Annotated in this window: 19 protein-coding genes; 6 read left to right on the forward strand and 13 right to left on the reverse strand. The window is 60.8% G+C overall.

Features of this window, described 5'->3' with window-relative positions:
- From LJE98_RS15600 to LJE98_RS15625, 6 genes are all read right to left on the reverse strand, one after another.
- Nucleotides 1-777, reverse strand: a complete 777-nt coding sequence (locus tag LJE98_RS15600; protein WP_420710162.1) for a FadR/GntR family transcriptional regulator — start codon at nucleotides 775-777, stop codon at nucleotides 1-3.
- Nucleotides 778-792: 15 nt separating this feature from the next.
- Nucleotides 793-1,590, reverse strand: coding sequence for an ATP-binding cassette domain-containing protein (locus LJE98_RS15605; RefSeq protein WP_229576143.1), 798 nt, complete (start codon nucleotides 1,588-1,590; stop codon nucleotides 793-795).
- On the reverse strand, nucleotides 1,587-3,380 hold the full coding sequence (locus LJE98_RS15610) for a dipeptide/oligopeptide/nickel ABC transporter permease/ATP-binding protein (RefSeq protein ID WP_229576144.1): 1,794 nt from the start codon (nucleotides 3,378-3,380) through the stop codon (nucleotides 1,587-1,589). Before LJE98_RS15610 ends, LJE98_RS15605 begins: the two co-directional genes overlap by 4 nt.
- Nucleotides 3,377-4,324: an ABC transporter permease gene (locus tag LJE98_RS15615; RefSeq protein ID WP_229576145.1), complete on the reverse strand. Its 948-nt coding sequence runs from the start codon at nucleotides 4,322-4,324 to the stop codon at nucleotides 3,377-3,379. The genes LJE98_RS15610 and LJE98_RS15615 overlap by 4 nt, the downstream gene beginning before the upstream one ends.
- 70 nt (nucleotides 4,325-4,394) lie before the next feature.
- Nucleotides 4,395-5,960 carry an ABC transporter substrate-binding protein gene (locus LJE98_RS15620; RefSeq protein ID WP_229576146.1) on the reverse strand — a complete coding sequence of 522 codons (1,566 nt, stop codon included), beginning with the start codon at nucleotides 5,958-5,960 and terminating at the stop codon, nucleotides 4,395-4,397.
- 181 nt (nucleotides 5,961-6,141) lie between these two features.
- Nucleotides 6,142-7,299: an osmoprotectant NAGGN system M42 family peptidase gene (locus LJE98_RS15625; RefSeq protein ID WP_229576147.1), complete on the reverse strand. Its 1,158-nt coding sequence runs from the start codon at nucleotides 7,297-7,299 to the stop codon at nucleotides 6,142-6,144.
- A gap of 424 nt (nucleotides 7,300-7,723) precedes the next feature.
- Between LJE98_RS15625 and LJE98_RS15630 the strand changes: the two genes are divergently transcribed.
- Entirely contained in the window at nucleotides 7,724-7,927 is a 204-nt protein-coding gene (locus LJE98_RS15630) for a cold-shock protein (protein WP_136560531.1), read from the forward strand.
- Nucleotides 7,928-8,571: 644 nt separating this feature from the next.
- Here LJE98_RS15630 and LJE98_RS15635 read toward each other — a convergent pair.
- Both LJE98_RS15635 and LJE98_RS15640 read right to left on the reverse strand, forming a co-directional pair.
- On the reverse strand, nucleotides 8,572-9,054 hold the full coding sequence (locus LJE98_RS15635; protein ID WP_229576148.1) for a hypothetical protein: 483 nt from the start codon (nucleotides 9,052-9,054) through the stop codon (nucleotides 8,572-8,574).
- Nucleotides 9,047-9,868, reverse strand: a complete 822-nt coding sequence (locus tag LJE98_RS15640) for a helix-turn-helix transcriptional regulator (RefSeq protein ID WP_229576149.1) — start codon at nucleotides 9,866-9,868, stop codon at nucleotides 9,047-9,049. Before LJE98_RS15640 ends, LJE98_RS15635 begins: the two co-directional genes overlap by 8 nt.
- A gap of 808 nt (nucleotides 9,869-10,676) precedes the next feature.
- Here LJE98_RS15640 and LJE98_RS15645 point away from each other — a divergent pair.
- From LJE98_RS15645 to LJE98_RS15660, 4 genes are all read left to right on the forward strand, one after another.
- Nucleotides 10,677-12,374 carry a hypothetical protein gene (locus LJE98_RS15645; RefSeq protein WP_229576150.1) on the forward strand — a complete coding sequence of 566 codons (1,698 nt, stop codon included), beginning with the start codon at nucleotides 10,677-10,679 and terminating at the stop codon, nucleotides 12,372-12,374.
- Between the two features lie 129 nt (nucleotides 12,375-12,503).
- Nucleotides 12,504-14,504 (forward strand): hypothetical protein, encoded by a 2,001-nt coding sequence (locus LJE98_RS15650; protein ID WP_229576258.1) that lies wholly within the window; start codon nucleotides 12,504-12,506, stop codon nucleotides 14,502-14,504.
- Nucleotides 14,505-14,515: 11 nt separating this feature from the next.
- Nucleotides 14,516-16,705 (forward strand): type I secretion system permease/ATPase, encoded by a 2,190-nt coding sequence (locus tag LJE98_RS15655; protein ID WP_229576151.1) that lies wholly within the window; start codon nucleotides 14,516-14,518, stop codon nucleotides 16,703-16,705.
- A 12-nt stretch (nucleotides 16,706-16,717) separates the two neighbouring features.
- A complete protein-coding gene (locus LJE98_RS15660; RefSeq protein WP_229576152.1) occupies nucleotides 16,718-18,061 on the forward strand; it encodes an HlyD family type I secretion periplasmic adaptor subunit in 1,344 nt (447 codons plus the stop codon).
- A gap of 358 nt (nucleotides 18,062-18,419) precedes the next feature.
- Here LJE98_RS15660 and LJE98_RS15665 read toward each other — a convergent pair whose 3' ends face one another.
- The 3 genes from LJE98_RS15665 to LJE98_RS15675 all read right to left on the reverse strand — a co-directional run bounded on the left by LJE98_RS15665 (nucleotide 18,420) and on the right by LJE98_RS15675 (nucleotide 21,401).
- Nucleotides 18,420-19,199, reverse strand: coding sequence for an ATP-binding cassette domain-containing protein (locus LJE98_RS15665; protein WP_229576153.1), 780 nt, complete (start codon nucleotides 19,197-19,199; stop codon nucleotides 18,420-18,422).
- Nucleotides 19,199-20,323: an ABC transporter permease gene (locus tag LJE98_RS15670; protein ID WP_229576154.1), complete on the reverse strand. Its 1,125-nt coding sequence runs from the start codon at nucleotides 20,321-20,323 to the stop codon at nucleotides 19,199-19,201. Before LJE98_RS15670 ends, LJE98_RS15665 begins: the two co-directional genes overlap by 1 nt.
- 127 nt (nucleotides 20,324-20,450) lie before the next feature.
- Entirely contained in the window at nucleotides 20,451-21,401 is a 951-nt protein-coding gene (locus LJE98_RS15675; RefSeq protein WP_229576155.1) for a sugar ABC transporter substrate-binding protein, read from the reverse strand.
- 187 nt (nucleotides 21,402-21,588) lie between these two features.
- Here LJE98_RS15675 and LJE98_RS15680 point away from each other — a divergent pair, with 187 nt between their 5' ends.
- Nucleotides 21,589-22,584: a LacI family DNA-binding transcriptional regulator gene (locus LJE98_RS15680; protein ID WP_229576156.1), complete on the forward strand. Its 996-nt coding sequence runs from the start codon at nucleotides 21,589-21,591 to the stop codon at nucleotides 22,582-22,584.
- A gap of 7 nt (nucleotides 22,585-22,591) precedes the next feature.
- Here LJE98_RS15680 and LJE98_RS15685 read toward each other — a convergent pair whose 3' ends face one another.
- Nucleotides 22,592-23,725, reverse strand: coding sequence for a Gfo/Idh/MocA family protein (locus LJE98_RS15685; RefSeq protein ID WP_229576157.1), 1,134 nt, complete (start codon nucleotides 23,723-23,725; stop codon nucleotides 22,592-22,594).
- A gap of 11 nt (nucleotides 23,726-23,736) precedes the next feature.
- Nucleotides 23,737-24,630, reverse strand: a complete 894-nt coding sequence (locus LJE98_RS15690) for a TIM barrel protein (protein WP_229576158.1) — start codon at nucleotides 24,628-24,630, stop codon at nucleotides 23,737-23,739.
- Nucleotides 24,631-24,638: the final 8 nt, after the last annotated feature.

Raw genomic sequence — 24,638 nt, forward strand, 5'->3', positions numbered from 1 at the left:
TTACGGGCCAAGCGTTTTCGCACGCGCCAGCATGTAGGTCTCGGCGAATGCCATGTGCTCCGCCGCAATGCGGCGCGCATCATCCGCGCGACCATCTTTCAGCGCAGCCATCAGACGATATTGGAAAGACAGCCCCTCCTCCCGGGAACTCGGTGAGGGATCGGCATAGATCTGCCTGGCCAAAGGCAGATCGCGCAAGAGATTGTGCATCAGGCCGCAGAGGAAGCCGAGCAGCGGGTTGGGGCTGAGTTGCGCGAGCTGCGAGTGGAAATCGAGTTCTGCCACGCGCTGGCGATACTGCTCCTTGGAATCGGTCGGCGGATGATCGTAGATAAGGATCGTGCTTTCGAGGAGCGCCAACTGTTGCGCTGTCATGCTGCCCGCCAGCAATGCCGCGACTTCGGGCTCCAGCGCCTTCCGGATCGCGTAGATATCGGACAGACTGGGCGGATCAAAGAAGAAGTGGGTCGCCAGTAATTCCATGGCATGCTGGGCGGAAGGTGCGGCAACGAACGCCCCACCACCGGGGCCGCTGCGGGTGAAGATGAGGCCCTGCGTTTCCAGCGCCTTCATCGCCGCGCGCACGGTACCCTTCGCGGCCTTGAAGCGGTCGATCAGCTCACGCTCTTGTGGCAGGCGGCTCCCGGGAGCAAGGTTCTGCGACCGGATGAAGTCCTTCATCAGGTCGGCAATCGCCTCCGGCCGGCGCTTCGCCTTGCCGGCAGGAATAAAGAGGCTTTTGCCGTCTGGGCCGACCTTGTCCGGCTTTTCCTGCATGGCCTTCATGTACAGTCACTCTCTCCCAATGCGAGGCGCACTCGCGACAAGCCGTCTTGTATAGGCGTGCTCGGGATTGGCAAAGAGCCGTGCCGCCGGCGCAGTCTCGACGACCTCGCCGTAATACATGACTGCGACGCGGTCGCTGATCGCCTCGACGACGGCGAGATCATGGCTGATGAAGAGATAGGAAAGGTCGAACCGTGTTTTCAGATCGCTGAGGAGTAGCAGGACCTGCGCCTGCACGCAGACGTCGAGCGCACTCACCGGCTCGTCGAAGACAATGATTTCAGCTTCCGCCGCCAGCGCCCTTGCAATCGCGATACGCTGCGCCTGGCCACCGGAGAATTCGTGCGGATAGCGGGTGAGCGTGTCAGCCGGCATCTGGACTGCGTCGAGAAGCTCCGTCATCCGCGCGCGGCGCCTCGATGGCTCGTAGCCACACAGCAGCTTGAGCGGCGTATCGAGAATTTCCCTCACCGTCTTGCGCGGATTGAGCGAGGCCACCGGATCCTGGAAGACATACTGGATCGTCTTGCCGAAGGCGCGCGGCCCATCGCGACGCAGCGCAGCCGCATCCTTTCCACCGATCAGCATGCTGCCCGAAGTCGGCCTTTCCAGACCGACGAGCATGCGGGCAAGCGTGCTTTTGCCGGAACCGCTCTCACCAACGACCGCAAGCGTTTCGCCGCGAGCAAGGTCAAGTGAAACGGAGCTCACCGCCTTGATTTCGTGGTGCTTCTTGCCGAACAGGCTCCTGCCGCCGCCGAACGACTTGGAAAGATCGCGGACCTGGATCGCGGTACTCGTCATGACACCTCCATCTCGCGTGCGAAAACTCCAGAGACGCGTTCGAGGAAGGCGCCGCCCGTACCGAGTTCCGGCACGCAGGCGATAAGCCGTTTCGTGTAGGCATGCTGCGGGTTGGCGAGCACCTTGTGGGTCTCTCCCGTTTCGACGATCTCGCCATCCTTCATCACCGCCACCCGGTCGCAAATCTCCGAGACGACACCGAAATCATGGGTAATGAACAGCAGAGCCATGCCGCGCTCCCTCTGCAGGTCGCGCAGGAGTTCGAGTATTCGCGCCTGCACGGTCACGTCGAGGGCCGTCGTCGGCTCGTCGGCAATGATGATGTCAGGGTCGTTGGCAAGCGCCATGGCAATACCGATACGCTGGCGCTGCCCCCCCGAAAGCTGGTGTGGATAATGCTTTGCCCGTTCCTGGGCTTCCGGTATGCCCACCTTTTCCAGAAGCTCCAGCGCCTTTTCACGGCACGCCGTAGCACCAATCGACTGGTGAGCGGAAATCGCCTCCTCGACCTGCCGCCCCACGGGATACAGCGGGTGTAGCGTCGTCAACGGATCCTGGAAGACATAAGCGACACGATTGCCGCGCATGGAGATGAGGCGCGTTTCCGGCATGGCCAGCACATCCTCATTGCCGACATAGATCGCGCCGTTTTGGATGACGCCTGGCGGCGACGCCACCAGCCCCATGACGGAAAGCGCTGTCACGCTCTTTCCCGAGCCGCTTTCGCCAATCAGACCGAGACACTCGCCCGGCTTCACATGCAGTGAGACCCCACGCACTGCCGGAACGACTTCGCCACCGCTACGGAAATTGGTATCGAGTCCTTCGATCGAAAGGGCTGCATCCTCCACGGTATTCGATCGAATTGCTCGGTCATCCGCGATGTCCGTCACCGGCCCTGGCCGCGAAAGCGCCCCGGAACGCAGGCGTGGATCGAGCACGTCGCGGATCCCGTCGCCCAGCACATTCAGGCTGATGACGACGAGAAAGATCACCACGCCAGGCACGATGGACACATGCGGCGCCGTGAAGAGTTGTGCTCGCCCTTCGCCAAGCATGGAGCCGAGATCGGCTTGCGGCGGCTGGGCGCCAAGACCGAGGAAGCTCAACCCCGCCGTCTCGAGGATCATCCAGCCTGCCGTCGTCGACATGGTGATGACGATGACCGGCGCGACGTTCGGCAGGATCTCGGTGAGCATGACCGATAGATGCCCCTTGCCGGATAGCCGTGCTGCATCGACGAACTCGCGATGGACATATCCGAGCGTCACGCCGCGCACATTGCGCGCGAAGAACGGGATATTGACGATGGCGATGGCATAGAGCGCATTCATCAGGCCTGGACCCAGTGCGGCCACGATTGCCAGTGCAAGCAGGATGTAAGGAAAGGCCATCAGCATATCGATGCCGCGCATCATGGCATTGTCCGTACGCCCACCGACGTAACCTGCCGCGATGCCGATGGCCGATCCGACGAGTGCGGCGATCAGGGTGGCGGCAAAGCCGACGGTGACCGAGAGACGCGTGCCCCATAGCAGCCGGCTCAAGATGTCGCGGCCGAGTTGGTCAGTGCCGAGCAGATGCCCGGCCGTCAACAGCGGCTTCAGCCGGTTGGCAGGTGCGGTTGCGTCGGGATCGGGCAGCGGCAGGATCGGCACCAGCACGATCATGAGGGCGATCATCCCGAGCAGCAGGAGGCCGACGAAAGCCAGGCGATTGTTGAACAGAAGCCGCAAGGACGATATCCGCCGGGATACCGGGGGAAGAGATGTGTCGACAGCGATGGTCATGTGCGGATCCTTGGGTCAAGCATGGATTGCACGACGTCGGCAAGGAGATTGAAAAGCACATAACTGGCAGCGACCACCAGAACGCCCCCTTGCACTAGGAGAATATCTCGGGTCGAGATCGCCTTGACTAGCATCGCGCCGATGCCCGGCCATTGGAACACGGTCTCGATGTAGACGGCACCGCCGAGCACGAAGCCGGACTGGATTCCGATGACGGGAATGATGCTGACGAGCGCAGCCCGGAAGGCATGCGCATAAATCACTCGTCGCTCCGGCAAACCCTTGGCACGTGCCGTACGGACATAGTCCTGCCGCAGCACCTCCAGCATGGCGCCGCGAGTCAGTCGGGCGATGACGCCGGCAGCGACGACCGCCAGTGTGACAGCCGGCAGGATCAGGTGAAGCAGGAGATCCGGCAGATCACCACCGCCATAAACCGCATACATGCCCGAGGCCGGAAGAACGCGCCAGTGTACGGCGAAGAGGTAGATGAGCAAGAGGCCGAGCCAGAAGGAGGGCATCGAAATTCCGGCCAGAACGAGGAAGGTGATCACCCGATCCGCCCAGCCGAACTGCCGAACGGCAGACACCACACCCGCAAGCAGGCCAATCACCGAGCAGAGCACCAGGGAAACCCCCGCCAGAACCAGCGTCGCCTGGAAGCGCTCCAGCACCTCGTCCAGCACGGGGCGGTTGAGTGCGAAGGAACGGCCGAAGTCGCCGTGCAGGACATTGCCGATCCAGATCAGATATTGTTGCACCAGAGGCTTGTCGAGGCCGAGATCGCGGTTGATGCGCTCCACGTTTTCAGGTGTGGCATAGGCGCCGAGGATGGCCGTGGCGGTGTCGCCGGGGATAAGTGCCATCACGAGGAAGACGATCACGGAGAGCCCGAACAGCACGGGCACGACCGCGATCAGCCGCTTCAGAATATAGGCCGGCATGGAAACCTCCGGGGCATCTGTAGCTGCCGCTGCCGGCAAGACTTGCCGGCAGCGGGTCAGCGCACGAGGATCACGGCTTTGTCACGCCATGCAGATTGAGCAGGAAGGAGGGCTGCAGTTTGAAGCCCTGCACTGCGGCAGTAGTGACCGCGTTCTGCTTCCAGTTGGCAACGAAAAGCCAGGGTGCATCGTCATGCACGATCTGCTGGACCTGCCCGTAAAGCTTGCCGCGTTCAGCCTGATCGGTCGACGTCCGCGCTTTTTCCAGAAGCTCGTCCACCTCGGGATTGGAGTAATAGCCCGAGTTGAAGCCGCCCTTGTCCGGCATGGCGTCGCTGCGCAACGCCAGATAAGGCAAGGTGTCGGGATCATTGGTCATCCAGGCCATTTCGGCCATGTCGGCCTTGCCCTCGAGGCCTTCATTGACCCGGCCGAGGAAGGTGTTCCATTCATAGGTCTCGATCTTGACCGAGAATCCAACGGCCTGGAGATCGGCCTGGATCGCCGCCCCCATCGTGATCGGATCGAGCATGCCGGAGCCGCCCTCGGTGACATAGAAAGTCAGTTGCGGATTCTCGACACCCGCCTCTGCAAGCAGCGCCTTCGCCTTCTCGGGATCATAGGCATAGGCATCGACTGCGCCTTCAACCCAGTTGAAGGCTGGTGGAATGGGCCCTGCGGCCACTGTCGCGGTCCCCTGGAGGACATCGTTGACGAGGGTTTCCTTGTTCACCGCATAATTGGCCGCCTGACGCACACGCTTGTCGGCAAAAGGGCCGCTCCGGGTATTCAGGATACCGAACCAGACATGCGGACCCGCTTGTTCCGCAACGGCGAAACCGGCATCCTGCTTGAACGTCGCCAGATTGTCCGGCGGGACCTCGACCATGACATCGATGCCCCCCGCCATCATCTCAGCCACGCGCGTATTGGCATCGGTGATCGGCCGGAACACGACGGCTTCGAGGCTGGCTGCACCATCCCAGTAATCCGGGTTGCGTTCGATGACGACGCGCTGGCTAGACTGCCACTCGACGAACTTGAAAGCCCCTGTACCCGACGGATTGCGACCGTAGTCCGCACCGTGCTGCTCCACGGCGGCCGGCGAGACAATCAGCCCTGTCGGATAGGCAAGATTGGAAAGAAACGGCGCAAAGGCCTCGCTCAACTTGAACTCGACGGTCTGAGGATCGATCGCATTGACAGCTTCGACCGAGGCGAAGTTGAAGGACAGCGGAAAAGGTCCGGTGCTGTAGAATGGATGATCCTCCTTCAGCATGCGGTCGAAATTGAATTTCACCGCTTCCGCGTTGAAATCGGAACCGTCGTGGAATTTCACACCCTGGCGCAACTTGAAGGTATAGGTCTTCCCGTCTTCGGAAACATCCCAGCTTTCGGCAAGCGCCGGCTCGACTTCCAATGTGCCATCCTTGAAGCGCACCAGTCCGTCATAGACATTGACGAGGATCCGGAAGTCATTCGTCGCAGTGACCGTGTGCGGATCGAGAGACTTTGGCTCTGCGATCTGACCGACCACGAGTACATTGGGGGGAGTCTGCGCGCTCGCGGACGCAGCAGCAACCGTGGCGGCAAAGAGGGAGGCGGCCGCAAGGACGCTCCGAAACAGCCTCTTCATGGGAAAGATCCTTTCGATTTGGCATCGTTCGTAAAGCGCTATTTATAGCTATAAATACTCAACAATCAAATATTTATCATTATAGATTTCAGGAAGACGCAAAACGTCGCCCCGCCGCACATGGCAAATGTGCTGCATCTGAAGCCCTGCAACGATGGATGATAGGCTCGGTCGGATGCGATCAGGACTCGTCAGTTTCGTCCGCGCTGAGGCTCTGTTCAGCGGGCGCAACCTTCTGCCGGGTAAAGCCGCGCAAGCCCGAGACTTCCTCGGAATCACGCTCGATCTGAACTTCGCTCGCCACGTAGTAGATCACGAGTTTTGCCACCGACATCAGCGCATGGAGATGGATGCGCTCATATCCATGCGAGGCGTCGACGCCGAAGGCCAGCAGGGCGGTGCGCACATCGTGCCCGGCCTCCACTGCCGAGGCAGCGTCGGAGCGATAGTAACGGAAGACATCCTTCTGCACCCGGATCCCGTGCTCGCCACAAAGCTCGTAAAGCTTCTTGGACAGATGATAGTCGAAGGGACCCGTTTGATCCGCCATGGCCAGCGTCACCCCGAATTCGTCGGAGTTCTGGCCCGGCGCAGTCGTGCCGTTGTCTACGGCAACGAGGGAGGCGATCTCCGGCAGCAGGGCGGCTGAAGCACCAACGCCGACCTCCTCGCCGATCGTGAACAGCCAATAGGTATCGACGGGTGTTTCAATCTTTTCGCGTTGCATGGCCTCGAGTGCGGCCAGCATGATTGCCACCCCGGCCTTGTCGTCCAGATGCCTGGAGACAATGAACCCATTCTCGAGGAATTCCGGCTGAGGATCGATCGCGACGATATCGCCGATGTCGATGCCGAGTTGCACGATATCGTTTCGGTCGCGCGCCAGAGCATCGATGCGCAATTCCACATGCCGCCAACCGGTCGGCTGCGTGTCGATCTCTTCGTTGAAAGTGTGGCCTGAAGCTTTCAGCGGCAGGATGGAGCCGCGATAGATCCCCTTGCCGGAAAAAACCGAAGCGCGGGCGCCCTCGGCGAACCGCGCGGACCAATGACCGATCGAAACGAGTTCGAGCCGGCCATTCTGCTTCAGCGACTTGACTTGAGCGCCGAGCGTATCGAGATGGGAGACGATCGCGCGCGCTGGCCGCTCCGCAGCGCCGGGACGCCTGGCGCGGATCGCGCCGCGACGAGTGAGCTTGACCTCAAGTCCGAGACGCTCCAGTTCGCGCGCCGTATGCCGAACGGCCTCGTCGGTGAAACCGGTGGGGCTGGGAATGGCGAGCAGTGCTTTCAGCCGAGCCCTCAGATATTCCGGATCGATATTGATCGGTGTCTGCATAAGCGCTTTGTCGCAGCCAAAGGGGAACAGGTCAACCTGAGCGTTTGTGCAGGCATGGGGTGTGGAAGCCGTCTTGGCCTTTGGTCCAGCCCGAAAACCGGCACGTTAAGGCGCCATTTTTCGGGATCCTCAGGACACCGGTGCATTACCTTCCGGCCCGTTTTCTCGCCGGCACCAGGCCCTTGCGCCAGAACGCAAAGACGGGAATTACGGGACGCGTCTTGACCGAAGGGTTCGGAGATCAGCCCCTATCGACAGAGCAGCCACGCCTCGTTGCGAGGTGGCTGGCATGAAAATTCGGACCGTTATATTGAGAAAAAGCCGCATAGTGAGGCCAAACGTCCCGGTGGATGACCGAGTCGGACTTGCTGATCGGCTCCACAACCGCTATGCGATCTTGTCGCATAAATTCCACGAGGACATCATGGCTACTGGCATCGTAAAATTCTTCGCTCAGGACAAGGGCTTCGGCTTCATCACCCCGGACAATGGCGGCCCGGACGTCTTTGTTCATATTTCCGCAGTCGGCTTTGGCGGCGCGTTGCAGGACGGCCAGAAGGTCAGCTACGACGTAGGCCAGGATCGCAAGACCGGCAAGTCCAAGGCAGAGAACGTCACCGTTATCTGATACGCCGCTCGGCACAGACAAAGTGCGACGCGCCTTGGGACTTCCCATCTGGCGCGTCGCTCGACACTCCATCCGAGACCGTGACGCCCGATATTCGAACAGGCGCACTACAGCCTCGGCACCCGGATCGCGATTGCCTTCCAGCGGCCTGCAATTGACATAGGCTGCACGACCCGCTCTGCTCTCCCCTTTCTTGCCGTGTCATCGGCACCTTTGCGTGCAGCCTTGACCGCAGCGTCAAGCCTTCGGCAAGCCGGCGTGTGCCGGCACCAGTGCGTCGATCAACGTTCGATCGCCGCCCCAACCCCGACTTCCTGCATCCGCGAAAGCCCGGCCCTCAACGCGTCACGCAGGCCATCGGCAAGCGCCACGACGGACACCGGATTGCTCCTCGGAAGTCCTGACCAGGCGGACGGACATTCGCGGACCAAAGCCTCCGAGATTGGGATCAGCGCCTAAGGCTGGCGCCGTCCACCACCGGAAGCGCGATCCGCCTCATGTGGGTCTGGCTCAAGCATTGCGAATGAATCGCATCGAAGCGAAATCTTTGAACTGGCCATGCAGGCCCACGGCAAAGCCACGCTGCCGCCACCGAATCGATTCGTCGCCCGTCCGCGCCGGATGCTTTCACGCTGGGCGCTGCCCTACTTCGGAAATCCATACTTCTCGGTTATGTGCCAGAAGGACTGGTTGATCCTGACCAGGGAGCGGATGCTCTCGCGGATGCGCTCAATTTCCTGATCGTCGAGTTCCTCGATCTTGCCGTACTTGATGTCGTCCCGGCCCTCGAAAATGCGCATGGACTGGGTCAGTCCGCGGCCGCTGTCCGGGTCGAACGAATAGATGCAATGATTGTATTTGTTGCGAAGCTTGGCTTGCTCCGACAGGCGTCGCGTGGAATCCAGCACATCGGCACGACAATCCGCCGGTGTCTTCTGCATCTTGGCCAGGCGCTCGACGAGATCAATGCGCGCGCGCGGCGTGTTCAGTGTCAGAAAAATGACGATCGCGGTCTCCTTGTCCGAATGGGCAAGGCCGGCGATCATGTGGATCAGGAGACTTTCGGTGTTGGTCCAAGTGTAGTTCAACTGCCCGATCAGCAGCAGCACATCTTGAAATCTACGCATCGCCGCCAGGCGCCGGATTGCTGCTCGGCCTTTGAACATAGCCGGAGCTTGAACCGTCGCCATCCCTGTCCCTGTGCTCGAAATAAAGCGCGACCGCTTCTGTTCGATTATGCACACCGAGTTTGGTAATGATGTTGTGGATGTGGATCTTGACCGTGTGTTCCGAGACACCGAGGGCTGCGGCGATGATCTTGTTCTGGTTGCCCAGGGCGATTCGGCCCAGGATCTGGTTTTCGCGTTTGGTCAGCTGGTGCATGATCTTGCCTTGCACCTCCCTCACAACCCGCGGTTTCGTCACGTCTTCCGAGCTATCACCTTCGTTTCTCCAGCGAATGCCGTCCTGGTTTCGATAGGCGATCGACGGGAAATAAGTCCCGCCCCTCAGGATGATCCGCAGCATTGAAAGCAGGACATCGAGGCTGACGTTCAGCGGCAGGACACCCTGGACATGGCTGGTGTCGATCTGATGGAACCGCTCGACGCTGCCGCGCAAATCGCTGTCCGTGACAATTGCGATGGCGGCAGATGGATGCTGGCCAAGCAATTCATTGGCACACTCGCCCAACTCCTGCGCATGGAGCAGATCGACCAGCACAAGCCGCAGCGGAACATCGAATTCCTCCAGAGCCGATTGCATGCTGACACTTTGGGAGACCCTTAAGAACGGGAATTCTCTTTGGATGGCCGCAGCCATCGCCCCGGAAATAACATCCGGTGGACCAACATACAGAAGCGTCCGTAGATTGGGCATCGCCTCCAGAGAAGCCACCAAATCCGCACCGTCGCTCCAGACGTGAGGCGCAAGTTGTTTCATGCAGCATGCCTCCTCAAAACACAATCAAGGCGTGCAAAAATGGCACAACCTTCGTTGATTTAGGAAACGGTAAACCAAACGGCAACGGTTGGGAATAGTCCGAACGATCTACTGGACCCGCGCCTAGACATCATGGGCGAGAATATTTTCTGCAGAAGCCAGGATGCGGCGCAATTTCCGTCGGAAAAACAAGCATAAATCTAGATCATCTACACAAAACGAGGGAGATACTGGTGAGGACCTACGCCTTTTGATCCCGCTTCGGCGCCGTAAACTGGCGGTGGAGGCGGGCAGCTTTGGCGCTTAAGGCCCTCAGCCTACGGCTTCAACACGCGATTCGGGCGCGAGTATGGGCGAGAAAAATCAACCCTGAGATGAAGTTCTAGAACAATGTCATTTAGGACCAATATTCCTGTGGACGAGCTCGATCGTAGAACAGTCAAGGAATTTTGCGGCCCATCGATAGTCTAGTCCCTGCCGAGAAATGCTGCGGCGCACATTACTAGCTCCATCTATCAGCTTATCTTCTGCCTCAGACAGGGACAGACTTGGAGATGAGGCGGTGACCTGGTTGTTCGCGTTGAGCATGCCGCTCCAAGACATGGTCCGAACGAGGATCTGCGCCTCAGGACTGCATTCAGGAGGAAAACATAATCACTTCAATAAATGCCCCAATGGCGACATCGAAAGTGGCCTCGTGGGGAATCATCTTTCAACCACAGATCAATCCGGAATTCGCATGTGAAGACCGTATAGAAGATGAATAACGGTCAAGCAGTCGCGGAATCCGATGACGGAGGATACGACTATGGCAGGCAGATCGAGGCAGCACTACGACAACGGCAATGAGCAGGAACAAGAGCAGGCGCAGAGCGAACTGCAGGCTCAGGCACAGGCTCAACTAGAGGCTCAAGCCCAGGGACAAGGCCAGGGACAGCATCAGTCGAGCACGTCCGAAAGCCTCAACGGTAACGGCAACCTCAATGGTAACGGCAATCTCAACGGCAACGGCAATGGGAACCTGAACGGTAACGGGAACCTGAATGCCAATCTCAACGTCAATGAAAACGTCAGCTCCACAACGGTTTCCGTCGGCGTGACGGTAGATCCCGGGATTGAGGGCTACCTCCCCACAGACGATGATTTCGCCGATATCGATGTGTCCAAGGGCTCGTCCGTGGACGGCCTGTTCAATGTCCAGTTCGAGGACATCATGAATGGTGCTCTCACCGGAGAAGGCAACGACAGTGGCAATGTCTTCAACCAGATCGCCAACCTCCAGGACAATGACAGGCTGGACAATGCCGAAGTCAGGAACGAAGCCAGCTTCGCGGTAGATGCCAGAGCCAATGGCGGCATTGCCAAGGCCGAAGAAGGCATCAGTGGCGGCGGCGAAGGCGGAAACGGTGGCGGCAATGCCGACGCTGACGGTGGCAATGGAGGAGACGGCGGCACCACATTCGGCGGCGCGGCACTCGGCGGCATCGGGCTTGGCGGCCTGGCGCTCAGCGGCGCTGAGGGTGGCGATGGCGATGGCGGCGACTCCGACGGCGGCGACGGTGACTCCGGCAGTGCTGACTCCGGCGCTGCATTCGGCGGCATCGGCATCGGCGGTGACGGCGGCCATGGCGCATCTGGCGTCGGCCTTGGCCTTGGCCTCGGGCTTGGTCTGGGAGCCGGTCTGGCTATGGCTGGTGAAGGCGCGAGCGGCAGCAATGGCACAGGCAGCGGTGGCGAAGGCGGCAACGGCGGGGACGCTGAAGGCGGCGACGCGGACGACGCCGGTGACAGCGAAGCCACAGGCGGCGAAGGCGGCAACGGCCTCGGCCTGTCGCTGGGCCTGATCAACCCGATCCTCATCGACAATGAAGGCGGCAATGCCGGAGGCAGTGGCTCCGGTGGCAGCAATACTGGCGGCGCAGCAACGGGCGGTGGCGCCGGAGGCGCTGGCGGTGGCAGCGGCTCGGCAACCAATGCCGGCAATGGTGGTGACGGTGGCGATGCCGGCGGCATGGGGCTTGGCCTCGGCGCGGGCAATGGCGCGGGCCTCGGTGTCGGCGGGGACGGTGGCGCAGGTGCTGCGGGCAATGGCGGCGGCGGTGCATCCGGCAATGCCAACAGCGGTGACGCCTGGGGCGGTGCATCCTGGGCAGACGGTGGCGATGGCGGCGCGGCTCTCAGCGGCGCCTGGACATCCGGCACCGGTGGCGGCGCAGTCGGCGGCTGGGCTCAGGGCGGCGACGGCGCATTCGGCGGCGCGGGCGGCAGTGCGTCCACCGGTTATGGTGGCGTGGGCGATGGCGGCTCCTGGGGCTCGGGCAATGGTGATGACGGGTTTGTCACCGGCAACAGTTCTGCGAGCGCAGATGCTGGCATCGACACCAGTGCCTTCAACCAGGACATCGTCATGGGCGCCAACCTGCAGCAGAATGCCATCGACATGACAGTTGTCGGCGGCAGCCTGACCAGCACGGTCGTGGGCGAGGATGGCGACGACGGCGTGTAAGCCTGGATCGCACTTAGCCACGAAATAGACACCACGGGGCTGCGCAGGCTTCCTGCGCAGCTCCTTTATGCCTCATGACGCGCAGTCATGCCGGCACCGCAGGAACAAGGAGTTACGGCCTTGACAACGATGGACAAATTTACCGAAGAGATCAGTCACTTCATCGGCTTCTTCCATATCAGCGTCGAAAATGCACGGGCCCGGGAAGCTTACACTGAATTCGGCTTCACAAAGGCCGAGTTGCACGTCGAGAAGCTATCGGTCCACAGCAGCGATTTCGGGGCGCCCTTCGACCTTCTGGGGTTTGATCCGGGTTTCGGCTATCGTTCTCCGGCGCCCGATCACTGGTATGTCCCGACAAGGCTCGCTGACGCACCGCCCCTCCCTGCCGGCAGAACGGTCGGCTATGCCATGGAAGGCCGCCCATTTCCCGATACGCTCAGGGATGCTCTGGGCGCACCCATGAAGACGGTGCAGTCCTTCTCCGCAGAGATCGACCCGCCGGGATCGATCGTCAATCATTTCAGCCAGGCCATAAGTCTGTCCGATGACGACTATTTCGGCGTCGGTGGACATGGGTTGACCTTCGATGCTGAAGCCGTCGATGACGCCACCGTACTGGAGGGCTTCGAAAAGGCTTCTGCTCTGTCGCCTCTCGGAGAGTTCGCGCGGGCGGGTTCGAGCGAAGACCTGATCGGCGTGATCAAGACAATCATCGAACAGCTCGAGGATGTACCCGACGACAGTGACGCGGTTCAGGTCCACATCAGCACAGCGTCAATTGACGGTACCTATGTCAACGGCGAATTGGTCGAGGAGGTCCCGCTCATCGAGGACTATCATTCCATCGGCCGCGACGAGAGCGAGGAAGAAGACACCGACAACGGGGGCTCCAACACCTGGATTTCGGACAACGGCACCATCGCCATGAACGCTTCTGTGGAAGTGCTTACCGGCGGCAATACTCTGATCAACAATGTCGTGCTGCAGAACTTCTGGACCGGAGCAACGACCACCCTCGTGGCTGGAGATCATATCGAGGTAAACGCGATTGTTCAGATCAACGCCCTTTGGGACACCGACTCGATCACGTCGACGGTCAGCAACTGGACCAATGATGCTGCCGCGAACGAAATTTTCAATGTCGCCACGTTCGATCATCTGGACACGTCCAACGGCTCGGCGACCGAAGCGAGCAGCGCCAATGGCTATCCTGCATTCTGGGCCGTTACCGAGATCCATGGCGACCTGATGATCGTCAACTGGCTTGAGCAGATCATCTTCATGAGTGACAATGATGTCGGAATTCTCTCGTCGTCCGGCGTCACCACGAGCGTGATCGCCGGCGACAATTTCGGCGTCAATCATGCTTCGGTCTTCGAACTGGGCTTTTCCTACGACCTGATCATCATTGGCGGTTCGATCTACGACGCAAACATCATCCACCAGATGAACATCCTGTTCGACAATGATCTGGTCGGCACAACGGCCGATTTCCAGACATCGGGCGAAGGCTCCTTTTCCTCATCCGGCAACCTGCTCTGGAATCAGGCCCGTATCAGCACGATCGGCGATGCCGACCGTTTCGACAGTCTGTCGCAGGACCAGATCGGCACGCTGGAGTCCTTTGCCGATGGCGAGGGCAATATCGCGCCGGAACTGCTGTCCAACCCGGACTTTGCGGGGCTTCAGGGCTTGCGAGTCCTCTATGTCAGCGGCGACCTGATAAACCTTCAATACATTCGCCAGACGAACATTCTCGGTGACAACGATCAGATCGCGCTGGCGATGAATGCAATCGCCCCGGATCTGGACGCCAGCTGGACAATCGAAACAGGATCCAACGCGCTGATCAACAATGCAACGATCATCGATCTAGATTCGGTGGGCAAGACCTATATCGGCGGAGAACAATATTCGCAGGAAACGCTTTTTCAGGCGGAACTGATCTCGTCGCATCCCGATTTCGGCAGCCCGAATCCGGATGCCCTGGTCAACGAAGCCGTGCTTTTTCTCGATGATTCCATGCTCGACCAAAACGATCACGCGACGACACACGATGCCTCTTGTCTGCCGTCAGACTACGACGGCCATACGGGTGATGGCGTGAACAGCATGATAGGCCATTGAAGGGGACTTGAATGACGGAGATCCGTAAGCGGCTGGAGCCCCCGAGCAAATCCGCAGAGGCCCCGGCTCCGAAAATGCCACGGTTGGAAGCATCGAACGATACCGGTGGCCCCTATGCCCAGCTCGAACAAGCCGTCGAAGACTATCTCAAAGCCGAAATCGACAGCTCCAAACTTCAGTCGTCAGTAGCGGCAGAGCCGAACCGCCCGCCGAACAACTTGCGAGTTGCCTACAGCCAACGCCCCGCTGCGGAGACATCTCTGGCCGAACCGGCGGCAGAGGCAGAGGCCAGGCAAGAGCCGCCGCCGGAGGAAGATGAACCGAAGGCTCGTCCGCTCGAATCCAGAGCGCCGGACGGCATGAAGGTGATTGACGGGGATCAGGGCCCCGTCAAAGCCGAGCCGGCAAACACGGACAGCTCGCCCGCAACAAGGAGCGGCAAGGGTGGCGGCGGGGGCAGCGGCACGTTCCACAAGCGGCTGGGACAGGTCGATTTCAATGCCAGCCTCAAGGCCGGGATTCAGGCGGTCAAGCGCAACCTTCTGATCGTCATGATATTTACTGTCGCCAGCAACGTGCTTGTGCTGGCCATACCGATCTATCTGTTCCAGATCTCGGACCGGGTCCTGACCAGCCGGTCTACTGATACGCTGATCATGCTGACGATCGTGATCGTCGGTGCAATCGTTCTGCAGGCGGCTTTCGACGCGTTGCGCCGTTTCATCCTCATGCGAACCGCGGTGGAATTTGCAGCTCAACTCGGAGCACCGATCCTGAGTGCGGCAGCGCGGGCGTCCCTGCAGGGAAACGGGCGGGAATACCAGACCCTCGGTGACCTGCAGCAGGTTCGATCGTTCCTCGTTTCGCGCACGCTGCTCGCCTTCCTGGATGCCCCGATCGCGCCGATTTTCCTGCTCGCGGTGTTCCTCATCCACCCGCATCTTGGCTCCATCGTCGTGGTCTCGGCGGTGCTGTTGCTGGTATTCACACAGATCAACCAGCGCACGACCGCGCTACCCTTTGCCGATGCGAATGCGGCGCAGGTCAAGGCCAACCTGCATCTGGATTCGATGACGCGCAATTCGCAGATCATCAACGCCTTGGCGATGATCCCGGAGGCTGTGCACATCTGGGGCAAGGACACCGCCGCATCCCTCAAGGCGCAGGTGATTGCGCAGGACCGGAATATCGCGATCGCAGCCGTGTCGAAAGGCGTGCGCCTCCTCACTCAGGTGGCTATGCTCGGCTGGGGAGCCTACCTGTCGATCGAAGGCGAATTGACCGGTGGCATGGTCATCGCATCTTCGATCATTGCAGGGCGCGCGCTGGCGCCCATCGAAGGCGCCATCGAAGGATGGAACCAGTATAGCCAGTCGCGCGCCGCCTATGGTCGGATCGCCACTTTGCTCAGAGCCTCGCCGCTCAATTTCGAGCGCCTCAACCTGCCGAAACCAGAAGGGCGGCTCGACGTGGAGCGGCTGCTCTATGTGCCACAGGGGACCAAGCGGGTTGTGCTGAACGGAATTTCCTTTGCTCTGCAGCCCGGCGAGTCGCTTGCCGTCATCGGAAATTCCGGTGCGGGAAAGACCACGCTGGGCAAGATGCTCGTCGGATCGATCCTGCCCACATCCGGCAATGTCCGCCTCGACCTGATGGATCTGCGCAATTGGGACCAACGCCAATTCGGCGAGAACATCGGTTATCTGCCGCAGGACGTGCAGCTGTTCCCCGGAACGATCAAGGCCAACATCGCCCGGATGCGGTCCGATGCGGACGATGAACAGATCTATCGCGCTGCAATGCTTGCCGACGTGCACGAGATGATCGCAAGTCTTCCCCATGGCTATGAGACGATGGTGGCTGCCGATGGCTCTCCCCTGTCCGGCGGTCAGAAGCAGCGCATCGCCCTGGCGCGTGCCTTTTTCGGCGATCCCCATCTGGTTGTGCTCGACGAGCCCAATTCCAACCTCGACAGTGCCGGCGACGTCGCGCTGATGCGGGCTTTGCAGCATGCCAGGGAACAGAAGATCACCATGATCACCGTCACCCAGCGGCCGTCCCTGCTCGCCAGCGTCGACAAGATCCTGCTGCTGGTCAATGGCACCGTTGCCCTGTTCGGCATGCGCATGGATGTGCTGAAGGCGTTGCAGGCCCGCGGCATCGATATCGAAAGCGGCTCGTTTGGTCACCAGCTACAATAGGAGGCGACGCGCATGGCAGACATCGCCAAGGTCCACGACATCGAGTGGTATTCCGAAGTGCCACGATCGATCCGCAAGCAGACGATTGTCGGCCTCGTTCTCGTGGCCGTCGCCTTCGGCGGTTTTGGCACATGGGCATCGACAGCGCCGCTTGCCGCCGCGGTCCTTGCCCAGGGCAGCTTCGTCGCCACCGGCCAGAACAAGATCCTGCAGCATCTGGAAGGTGGCATCATCGAGCAGATTCTCGTCAGCGAGGGTGACGAGGTGGTCGAAGGACAGGCTCTCGTGCAACTGGACGAGACTGCGGCGCTGGCGAAGAAACGCGAACTTTTTCTGCGCCATATGCGACTCGATGTGACCGCAGCGCGGTTGACCGCGCAATTCGAGACCATGGAAAAGCTCGATCTCTCCTCCTTGGTGAAAGAATACCGCGGCGATACCGATGTCTGGGCGATCCTTGTCAGCCAACAACTCAGCTTCAGATCCCAACAACAAAAGCTGTCCAGCGAGATCGCCCTGCTGCAGCAGAATATCAGGGCGCTCGAATTCCGTGAGATTGGCTATACGAGGCAGCGCGATGCATCGATCCGTCAGCTCGATCTCCTGAAGGATGAATATGCGGCAAAGGAGATCCTGCTGAAGAAGGGTGTTGCACGCGCAAACGAGGTCAAGGCCATTCTCCGGGCGATTGCCGAGGCGGAAGGTCAGATCGGAAGACTGGAGGCGGAAATCGCCGAGACCCAGACACAGCGAACGAAAGGCGAGCAGGAGGTGCTGCGCGCCACAAGTGCCTATCGGGAAGACGCATTGGAGCGCCTGCAGGCCATACAGGGCGAGCGTGACATGGTGCGACAGCAGCTGCGGGAGGCGTCCAACATCCTGGAGCGCGCAACGATCAATGCACCGGTTTCCGGGACCGTCGTTCGGATCCACTATCACACCAATGGCGGTGTCATAGAAAGCGGCAAGGCAATCCTTGAGATCCTGCCGGCTGACGTACCGCTGATCATCGAGGCACAGATTTCGCGCAATGATATTGACAGCGTCAAGCTCGGGCAGGAAGCAACCGTTCGGCTGGTCGCACTGAACCAGAGAACGACGCCTGTGATCCAGGGGGAGGTCTTCTATCTCTCCGCCGACGCGCTTCAGCAGTCGGGAAACGGATCAGCCTCCTCAAACGACGTCTACCTCGCCCGGATCAACATTGCGCCCACTGAGCTGGCGCGTGTGCACGGCTTCACACCGACCCCCGGCATGCCGGCGGAAGTGATGATCCAGACCAACGAAAGAACCTTCTTCAACTACATCGCAAAGCCCATAACCGACAGCATGTCGCGCGCCTTCTCGGAGCAGTGAAACCCCAGGGAGGTATCATCGAGGATGGTGGGCGGAGATAGTGAGCTTGGCTTGACCGTTCGGCACCGGCGGCAAGCCCTCCCTCAAGCTGAGGAACATGCTCCGGGAGTGGGCTTCCGATATCGTCGCCACAACTTTTTTGTGTTGGACGAACGATCATCCGCGTCACTGACACCGGGAAGCCGGAGGCTTCCAGCTGCCGGCTCTTGCACATCTGGTCGCTGCGCCTATCGAGCCTGAACCGGATCAGTACAGCAGATTTCAGCATCAGTTGGAGGATGGTGACGGTTCAGGCACGCCGAGCGGGTTGGATTTCTACCCGCCCCGTCCTTCCGAACCACCACCTCTCCCCATGCCGTCAAACGGTCCCGCCGAGGGAACCTTCGAGCGTCGCCAATTCCTGACCGCCGGCCATCATGTCCTGAAGCTCTTCTGAAGAGATGTCGCCTCGCAAAGCCGTACCGAGGGTTCGGCCGCGATTGAGAACCGTGAAGCGGTCACCCACGGCGAGCGCATGGCGGACGTTGTGGGTGATGAAGACCACGCCGATCCCCTGCTTGCGAACCTTGTCGATGGTCGCGAGGACGTTGGCGGTTTGGCGAACGCCGAGCGCAGAAGTCGGCTCATCGAGGATCAGGACCTTTGCGCCAAAATGCACCGCCCTTGCGATGGCTACGGTCTGCCGTTCACCGCCAGACAGCGTACCGACTGCCTGGTTGGGACCGCGCAGGCTGATGCCCATGTTGCGCATTTCCTCCATGGTCACCCGATCGGCATAAGCGTGGTCGAAGAAGTTGATGCCCAGCACCTTCTTGACTGGTTCATTGCCCATGAAGAAATTGCGGGCCACGGACATCAGCGGGATCATCGCCAAATGCTGGTGCACCGTTGCGATACCAGCGGCGATGGCGTCACGCGGGTCATCGAACTGCAGGGGCTGCCCTTCAAACTCGATCTGTCCTTTGGTCGGTTTGTGGACACCTGACATGGTCTTGATGAAGGTGGATTTGCCAGCACCGTTATCGCCGAGCAGGCAATGACATTCACCGGCATATACTTCCACCGTAACGCCGGCCAGCGCGATGACGGAGCCAAAGTGCTTTTCGATATTCATCATCCGGATGATGGGATCGGACATCAGCGTTCTCCCGTAATGACACGGCGGATATAGGTGTTCAGGATCACTGCCATAAGCAGGATGCACCCGAGGAAGACGCGAAACAAGGAACTCTCCACGCCAGCAAAGAACAGGCCCTGTTGCACGACGCCGAAGATCAGCGCTCCGAGTGCCGCACCGATGACCGAACCATAACCGCCGGTCAGCAAGGCTCCGCCGATGACAACGGCAATAATGGCCTCGAATTCTTTCAGCAGGCCGCGATCGGCACCTGCTGATCCGAATTCCATGACCTGGCAGGTGGCGAAGACGGTCGCACAGAAGGCCGTGAACATGAACATCAGGACCTTGACCCGAGCCACCGGCACGCCGGAATTGCGGGCCGCCTCTGCGTCACCACCTGCAGCAAAGATCCAGTTGCCAAACCGGGTTCGGGTGAGGAGAACATGGCCGAAAATGATGAGCGCGAGAGCCCAGACGACCAGCATCGGAATGCCATCAACCACGGGCTTGCCAATATTGGTGCCACGATCGAAGACGGTGAGGATGCCGGCATCGCCCAGCCATTGAAACAGCGGCGCCCCGATTTTTCCGCCGAAGACCGTCGCGAGCCAATCGCCTTCAGCCGCATCGCGTATGCCGCCGATGATGGTTTTACGCTCGATCGTTTGCGGCAGGTAAATGGTGAACCCGCGCAGGATGAAGAGAGAGGCAAGTGTCACAATAAAGCTGGGAAGTCCGGTGCGAATGACGATGTAGCCATTGAGGGCACCGATGAGGACACAGATCACAAACGTGACGATGATGACGATCCACATCGGCCAGGCCAGTACCACGCCGAAGATCGCGATCATCATGCCCGCGAAACCGATCATGGAGCCGACCGACAGGTCGAACTCGCCGGCGATCATGAGTAGGCAGGCGCCAACCGCGATGATCATGAACTGGGCCGAGACCAGTCCCCAGTTGAGGATGCCCTGGCCTGAGAACATGCCGCTGCCGGAAGCAAAAACGGCAAAAACGGCAAAAACGATGATGGTTCCGCAGATCCCGCCCAGTTCCGGCCGGATCAGCCAGCGGCGAAATGCCGACATTTCTTTGATGCGCTCGTCGATGACGGCGTCGCCTTGTGTGGCGTCAGACATGGCCTGTCCCCAGTTTCACTCGTCGATTGATGGAAGTGGCCGCGCCCTGCAAGGGCAAGCCGCAGCCAAGGCGGTCCACACGCCCAAGGCGTGTGCACGCGCCAGAACGATCCTCAGACCGTCGGGATCAGCGATACTCGCCGGCGAACTTCTCGACCTTGACGAGACCGTCCTTGGTCACGAAGCCCGGGCCGGAGTTGATGTTGTTGCCCGGCAGCACGCCGTAGCGATCCCAGTTGGCGAGGATCACGACGGGCATGTAGGCCTGCAGGAACGGCTGCTGGTCGATGCCCCAGTTGATGACGCCGTCCTTGATCGCTTTGACGATTTCTTCGCCGAGGTCGAAGGTGCCGAAGTGGACGGCGCCGGCCATCCCGTTTTCCTTGAGCGCCGCGATGGTCGGATCGGCGGAGACCGGCCCGAGCGTCAGGATCCCGTTCACGTCCGGATTGGCGGAAAGATAGGCAAGCACCTTGTTCTTGATTTCCGCCGGGTCGGTGCCGGAATCCATCATGGAATTGCCGAGATCGATGCCGAGGCCGTCGGCGTAGCCGCGGCAGCGTTCGCCGACAGTCGGTTGCTGGATGGCGTGGTTGACACAAAGGAACTTCGTCACGCCCTCGCTCTTCGCGCGCATGCCGGCGGCGACGCCGGCATCGTATTCCGGCTGCCCCACATACATCAGCGCACCCACTTCGCGCGCCTGGTCCGGGGTCCCTGTGTTCATGATGATGACATCAATGCCCTGGTCGACGGCGGCCCTGATAGGCCCCTTGAGCACATCGAAGTCGGCGAGTGTGGTGATGATGCCGTCCGGCGCCGAGGCCGCTGCCTGCTCGATGATGCGGGCCATGTCGGCAATATCGCCGGTCGGCGGATTGCGGTATTCGACGTTCGCTCCGACCTGCTTGCCGGCCAGCGCAATGCCGTTCTTGATGGTGTTCCACCAGGTGTCGCTGTCTGGCGCGTGGCTGACAAGCACATAGGTTTCGCCCTCGGCTTGGGCCGTCGAGACAGCCATAAGCGGGGTCAGTGCGACGGTCACCGTCGCCAGAAGTGTCTTCATCACGGATTTCATGGTGTTCCTCCCGGGTAAATATCCTCGCGGGGCGGCAATCCTGTTCCCTTGACCGTCCCGCCGCATTAGGGAACCACATCTTGCGGAATTTTGCAACCGCTTGCAAAAATTGTATTGCCCTAGCGGCCATGATACAGACCGGATGAGACCCCAAGCAAACGACTCGGATGGAGACAATGACTTGCCGGTGACCTTGAACGATGTGGCTGCCCGCGCCGGCGTTTCGCCCTCCGCGGTATCGCGCACTTTCACCGAGGGCGCCTCGGTCTCGCAGAAGACCCGACACAAGGTTGAAAAGGCGGCGCGCGAACTGGGCTACACGCCAAGCGCCCTGGCCTCCGCCCTGAGCACCGGGCGCACCAAGCTGATCGGCCTCGTCTCAAACAACTTTCACAATCCGATCTTCCTGCAGGTCTTCGACCTGTTCACCCGGCACCTGCAGGAGCGCGGGCTTCGGCCACTGCTGGTCAACCTCTCGAACGAGATCGACCCGGCGCAGTCGCTGCGGATGCTTCGACAATACTCTGTCGACGGGGTGATAGTGGCCTCATCCACCCTTCCCCCGCATTTTGCCGAAGCGTTCAAGAACGCCGGCATGCCTGTGGTTCACTCCTTCGGGCGCTGGTCTTCGTCCCCCAACGTCAATGTGGTCGGGATCGACAACGTCACTGGCGGCCGTATCGCTGCAGACACGCTGATCCAGCGCGGCTACAGGCGGGTGGCTTTTCTTGGCGGACCGGAGCAGGCGACATCGACGATCGACAGGCGCGCGGGATTCCACGAGGCGATCCGTGCGCATCCCGCCATGCGCTACACCGAATCCTTTGCAAGCGCCTATTCCTTCGAGGCGGGGCGGGCGGAAATGCAGCGCCTGATGGCGGCGGGGGATCTGGCCGAGGCCTATTTCTGCGGCGACGACGTGCTGTCGATTGGCGCAATGAGCGCGCTGAAGGACGGCGGCCTTGCCATTCCCGACGACGTCGGGATTATCGGGCTCAACAACATGCAGATTGCCGGCTGGGAAAACATCGCCCTGACGACCATCCATCTGCCGGTGAAGGAGATCATCCAGTCATCGATCGAACTGGTCGTGTCACTGATGGAGGACTCCGAGCGCCACCCCGAGGCCCGCATTTTCCCGTGCCGGCTGGTGGAGCGCAAGACCTTGCGCCCCCTGCCCTAGCGGATCCTCAGCGAAACATCGTCGGCCGAGCATCGACCCAGGCACCGCCGCGCCCGGCCGAATCCACCGCCGCGTGCACGGCCGCCATCGAGCGCAGCCCGTCCGCAGCGCTCGGCAGCGCCGCCCGGTTTTCCCCGGCAATGGCAGCCGCCAGATCGACATAGATATTGGCGACGGCCAGCGGGAAGCCTTCCGGATGGGCGATCGCGACGCGGCTGAGGCGGGTCGCCTCGTCCGACAGGCCGGACTCGCCCTTTTCCATGATCTGCGTCCGACCGCCGACCGGAGTGTAATACACTTGGTTCGGCTGCTCTGACGCCCAGCGCATGCCGCCGGTCTCACCGAAGACCTGAATGTCGAAACCGTGCTGGCGGCCAATGGCGACCGACGATGTCCATAGCCGCCCGACGGTGCCGCCCTCCATGCGGAAGTTGACCATCGCATCGTCTTCCAGCGTACGGCTATCGATGGTGGAGGCAAAGTCCGCCGACAGCGAGCGCACCTCGTCACCGGTGATGAACGATGCCATGTGCAGGGCATGGATGCCGCAGTCGGCAAACTGGCCGGAAATGCCCGCCATTGCCGGGTCGTAGCGCCAGCGCACGCGCGGATTGTCGGCATCGGCTGCATTGCCATGGTGGCCATGGCTGAAATTGGTAATGACGAGCCGCACCTTGCCGATCTGGCCGCTCGCCACCATGTGCCGCATCTCGCGCACCATCGGATAGGCGCTGTAGCAGTAATTGACGGCGCAGATCCGGCCGCTTGCCCGCGCCACACGCACGATCTCCTCCCCTTCCTCGACCGTCATCGTCATCGGCTTTTCGCAAAGGACGTTGAATCCGGCCTCAAGGAAGGCCTTGGTGATCTCGAAATGGGTGGAGTTCGGTGTGGCAACTGTAACGAGATCGACGCGGTCGTCACGGCCGCGCTCGCCGGCCAGCATTTCCGTCCAGTCGCCATAGGCCCGGTCGGCGGCACAGCCCAGGCGCTGCGCATATTCGCGTCCCTTCTCCGGATTGACGTCCAGCGCCGCCGCGGTCAGGGTGAACAGGCCATCGGCCTGGGCGCCAAGCCGATGAGCCGGGCCGATCTGACTGCCCTCCCCGCCACCGATCATGCCCCATTTCAGCTTCTTCATGTCAGCGCTCCTCACTTGAACCCGATTGATTCGAGATATTCGCGGTTGGCAATTGCATCGACCACCGGCCTGCCTCCGAGCGTCGGATCGCAATCCTGCTCGACGGTGCACCAGCCTTCGAAGCCATGATCGATCAGAACGTCGCGTACCGCCGAGAAATCGACGCTGCCCTTGCCGAGATTGCAGAAGATCCCCTGGCCGCAGGCATCATAGAAGCCAGTGCGATTGGCCACCACATCGGCGCGGACGACAGGGTCTATATCCTTGAAATGCATGTATGAAATTCGTCCGGCGTGGCGCTTCATGAAATCCACGGGATCGAAGCCTGCATAGGTGTGATGGCCCGTGTCGAAGCAGATCTTCAGCACGGATGGATCGACCTCATCAAGCAGTCGCTCCAGTTCCGGCTCGAAATCGATGAAGCCGGCGGCATGGGCGTGGATGCCAACCGTCAGGCCGAACTCCTCCGCGCCCAGCCGCGCGACGTGGGCGATGCGGTCGCGGAAGGCCCGCCATTCATCCGCCCCCATCTGCTCGGCCTCGCCGGCACGCCCCGCTGTCGGCGCACGCCGCGGCGAGATGCTGTCGATCAGCACGAGGTGCCGGGCACCGTGCGCGACCAGCGCCTTGCAGGTGCGCACGGACGCGTCAAGCACGTCGTCCCACTGGGCCGGATCATGAAACGGCCGGAACACGACGCCACCGATGAGCTCAAGATCGTGCTCGTCAAGGGCCTCGGCCAGCACCGCCGGGTCTTCCGGCATGAAGCCGACCGGCCCCAGTTCAATGCCCTTGTAGCCGGCCTGCGCGCATTCCTTCAGCACCGTCTGCCAGCTGGGATTGCGCGGGTCGCTGGCAAATTCGACGCCCCACGAGCACGGGGCATTTCCGATACGGATCGTCATCGGACAGT

The organism is Rhizobium sp. 'Codium 1' (assembly GCF_020889605.1).
GTDB lineage: Bacteria > Pseudomonadota > Alphaproteobacteria > Rhizobiales > Rhizobiaceae > Allorhizobium > Allorhizobium algae.

What these genes read in the sequence shown, in the direction of transcription:
- LJE98_RS15610 (WP_229576144.1), bottom strand. Translation starts at nt 3,380, where the DNA reads ATGACCATCGCTGTCGACACATCTCTTCCCCCGGTATCCCGGCGGATA.
- LJE98_RS15675 (WP_229576155.1), bottom strand. Translation starts at nt 21,401, where the DNA reads ATGAAATCCGTGATGAAGACACTTCTGGCGACGGTGACCGTCGCACTG.
- LJE98_RS15630 (WP_136560531.1), top strand. Translation starts at nt 7,724, where the DNA reads ATGGCTACTGGCATCGTAAAATTCTTCGCTCAGGACAAGGGCTTCGGC.
- LJE98_RS15650 (WP_229576258.1), top strand. Translation starts at nt 12,504, where the DNA reads ATGGACAAATTTACCGAAGAGATCAGTCACTTCATCGGCTTCTTCCAT.
- LJE98_RS15685 (WP_229576157.1), bottom strand. Translation starts at nt 23,725, where the DNA reads ATGAAGAAGCTGAAATGGGGCATGATCGGTGGCGGGGAGGGCAGTCAG.
- LJE98_RS15655 (WP_229576151.1), top strand. Translation starts at nt 14,516, where the DNA reads ATGACGGAGATCCGTAAGCGGCTGGAGCCCCCGAGCAAATCCGCAGAG.
- LJE98_RS15635 (WP_229576148.1), bottom strand. Translation starts at nt 9,054, where the DNA reads ATGCGTAGATTTCAAGATGTGCTGCTGCTGATCGGGCAGTTGAACTAC.
- LJE98_RS15670 (WP_229576154.1), bottom strand. Translation starts at nt 20,323, where the DNA reads ATGTCTGACGCCACACAAGGCGACGCCGTCATCGACGAGCGCATCAAA.
- LJE98_RS15615 (WP_229576145.1), bottom strand. Translation starts at nt 4,324, where the DNA reads ATGCCGGCCTATATTCTGAAGCGGCTGATCGCGGTCGTGCCCGTGCTG.
- LJE98_RS15665 (WP_229576153.1), bottom strand. Translation starts at nt 19,199, where the DNA reads ATGTCCGATCCCATCATCCGGATGATGAATATCGAAAAGCACTTTGGC.
- LJE98_RS15600 (WP_420710162.1), bottom strand. Translation starts at nt 777, where the DNA reads ATGCAGGAAAAGCCGGACAAGGTCGGCCCAGACGGCAAAAGCCTCTTT.
- LJE98_RS15640 (WP_229576149.1), bottom strand. Translation starts at nt 9,868, where the DNA reads ATGAAACAACTTGCGCCTCACGTCTGGAGCGACGGTGCGGATTTGGTG.
- LJE98_RS15625 (WP_229576147.1), bottom strand. Translation starts at nt 7,299, where the DNA reads ATGCAGACACCGATCAATATCGATCCGGAATATCTGAGGGCTCGGCTG.
- LJE98_RS15690 (WP_229576158.1), bottom strand. Translation starts at nt 24,630, where the DNA reads ATGACGATCCGTATCGGAAATGCCCCGTGCTCGTGGGGCGTCGAATTT.
- LJE98_RS15660 (WP_229576152.1), top strand. Translation starts at nt 16,718, where the DNA reads ATGGCAGACATCGCCAAGGTCCACGACATCGAGTGGTATTCCGAAGTG.
- LJE98_RS15620 (WP_229576146.1), bottom strand. Translation starts at nt 5,960, where the DNA reads ATGAAGAGGCTGTTTCGGAGCGTCCTTGCGGCCGCCTCCCTCTTTGCC.
- LJE98_RS15605 (WP_229576143.1), bottom strand. Translation starts at nt 1,590, where the DNA reads ATGACGAGTACCGCGATCCAGGTCCGCGATCTTTCCAAGTCGTTCGGC.
- LJE98_RS15645 (WP_229576150.1), top strand. Translation starts at nt 10,677, where the DNA reads ATGGCAGGCAGATCGAGGCAGCACTACGACAACGGCAATGAGCAGGAA.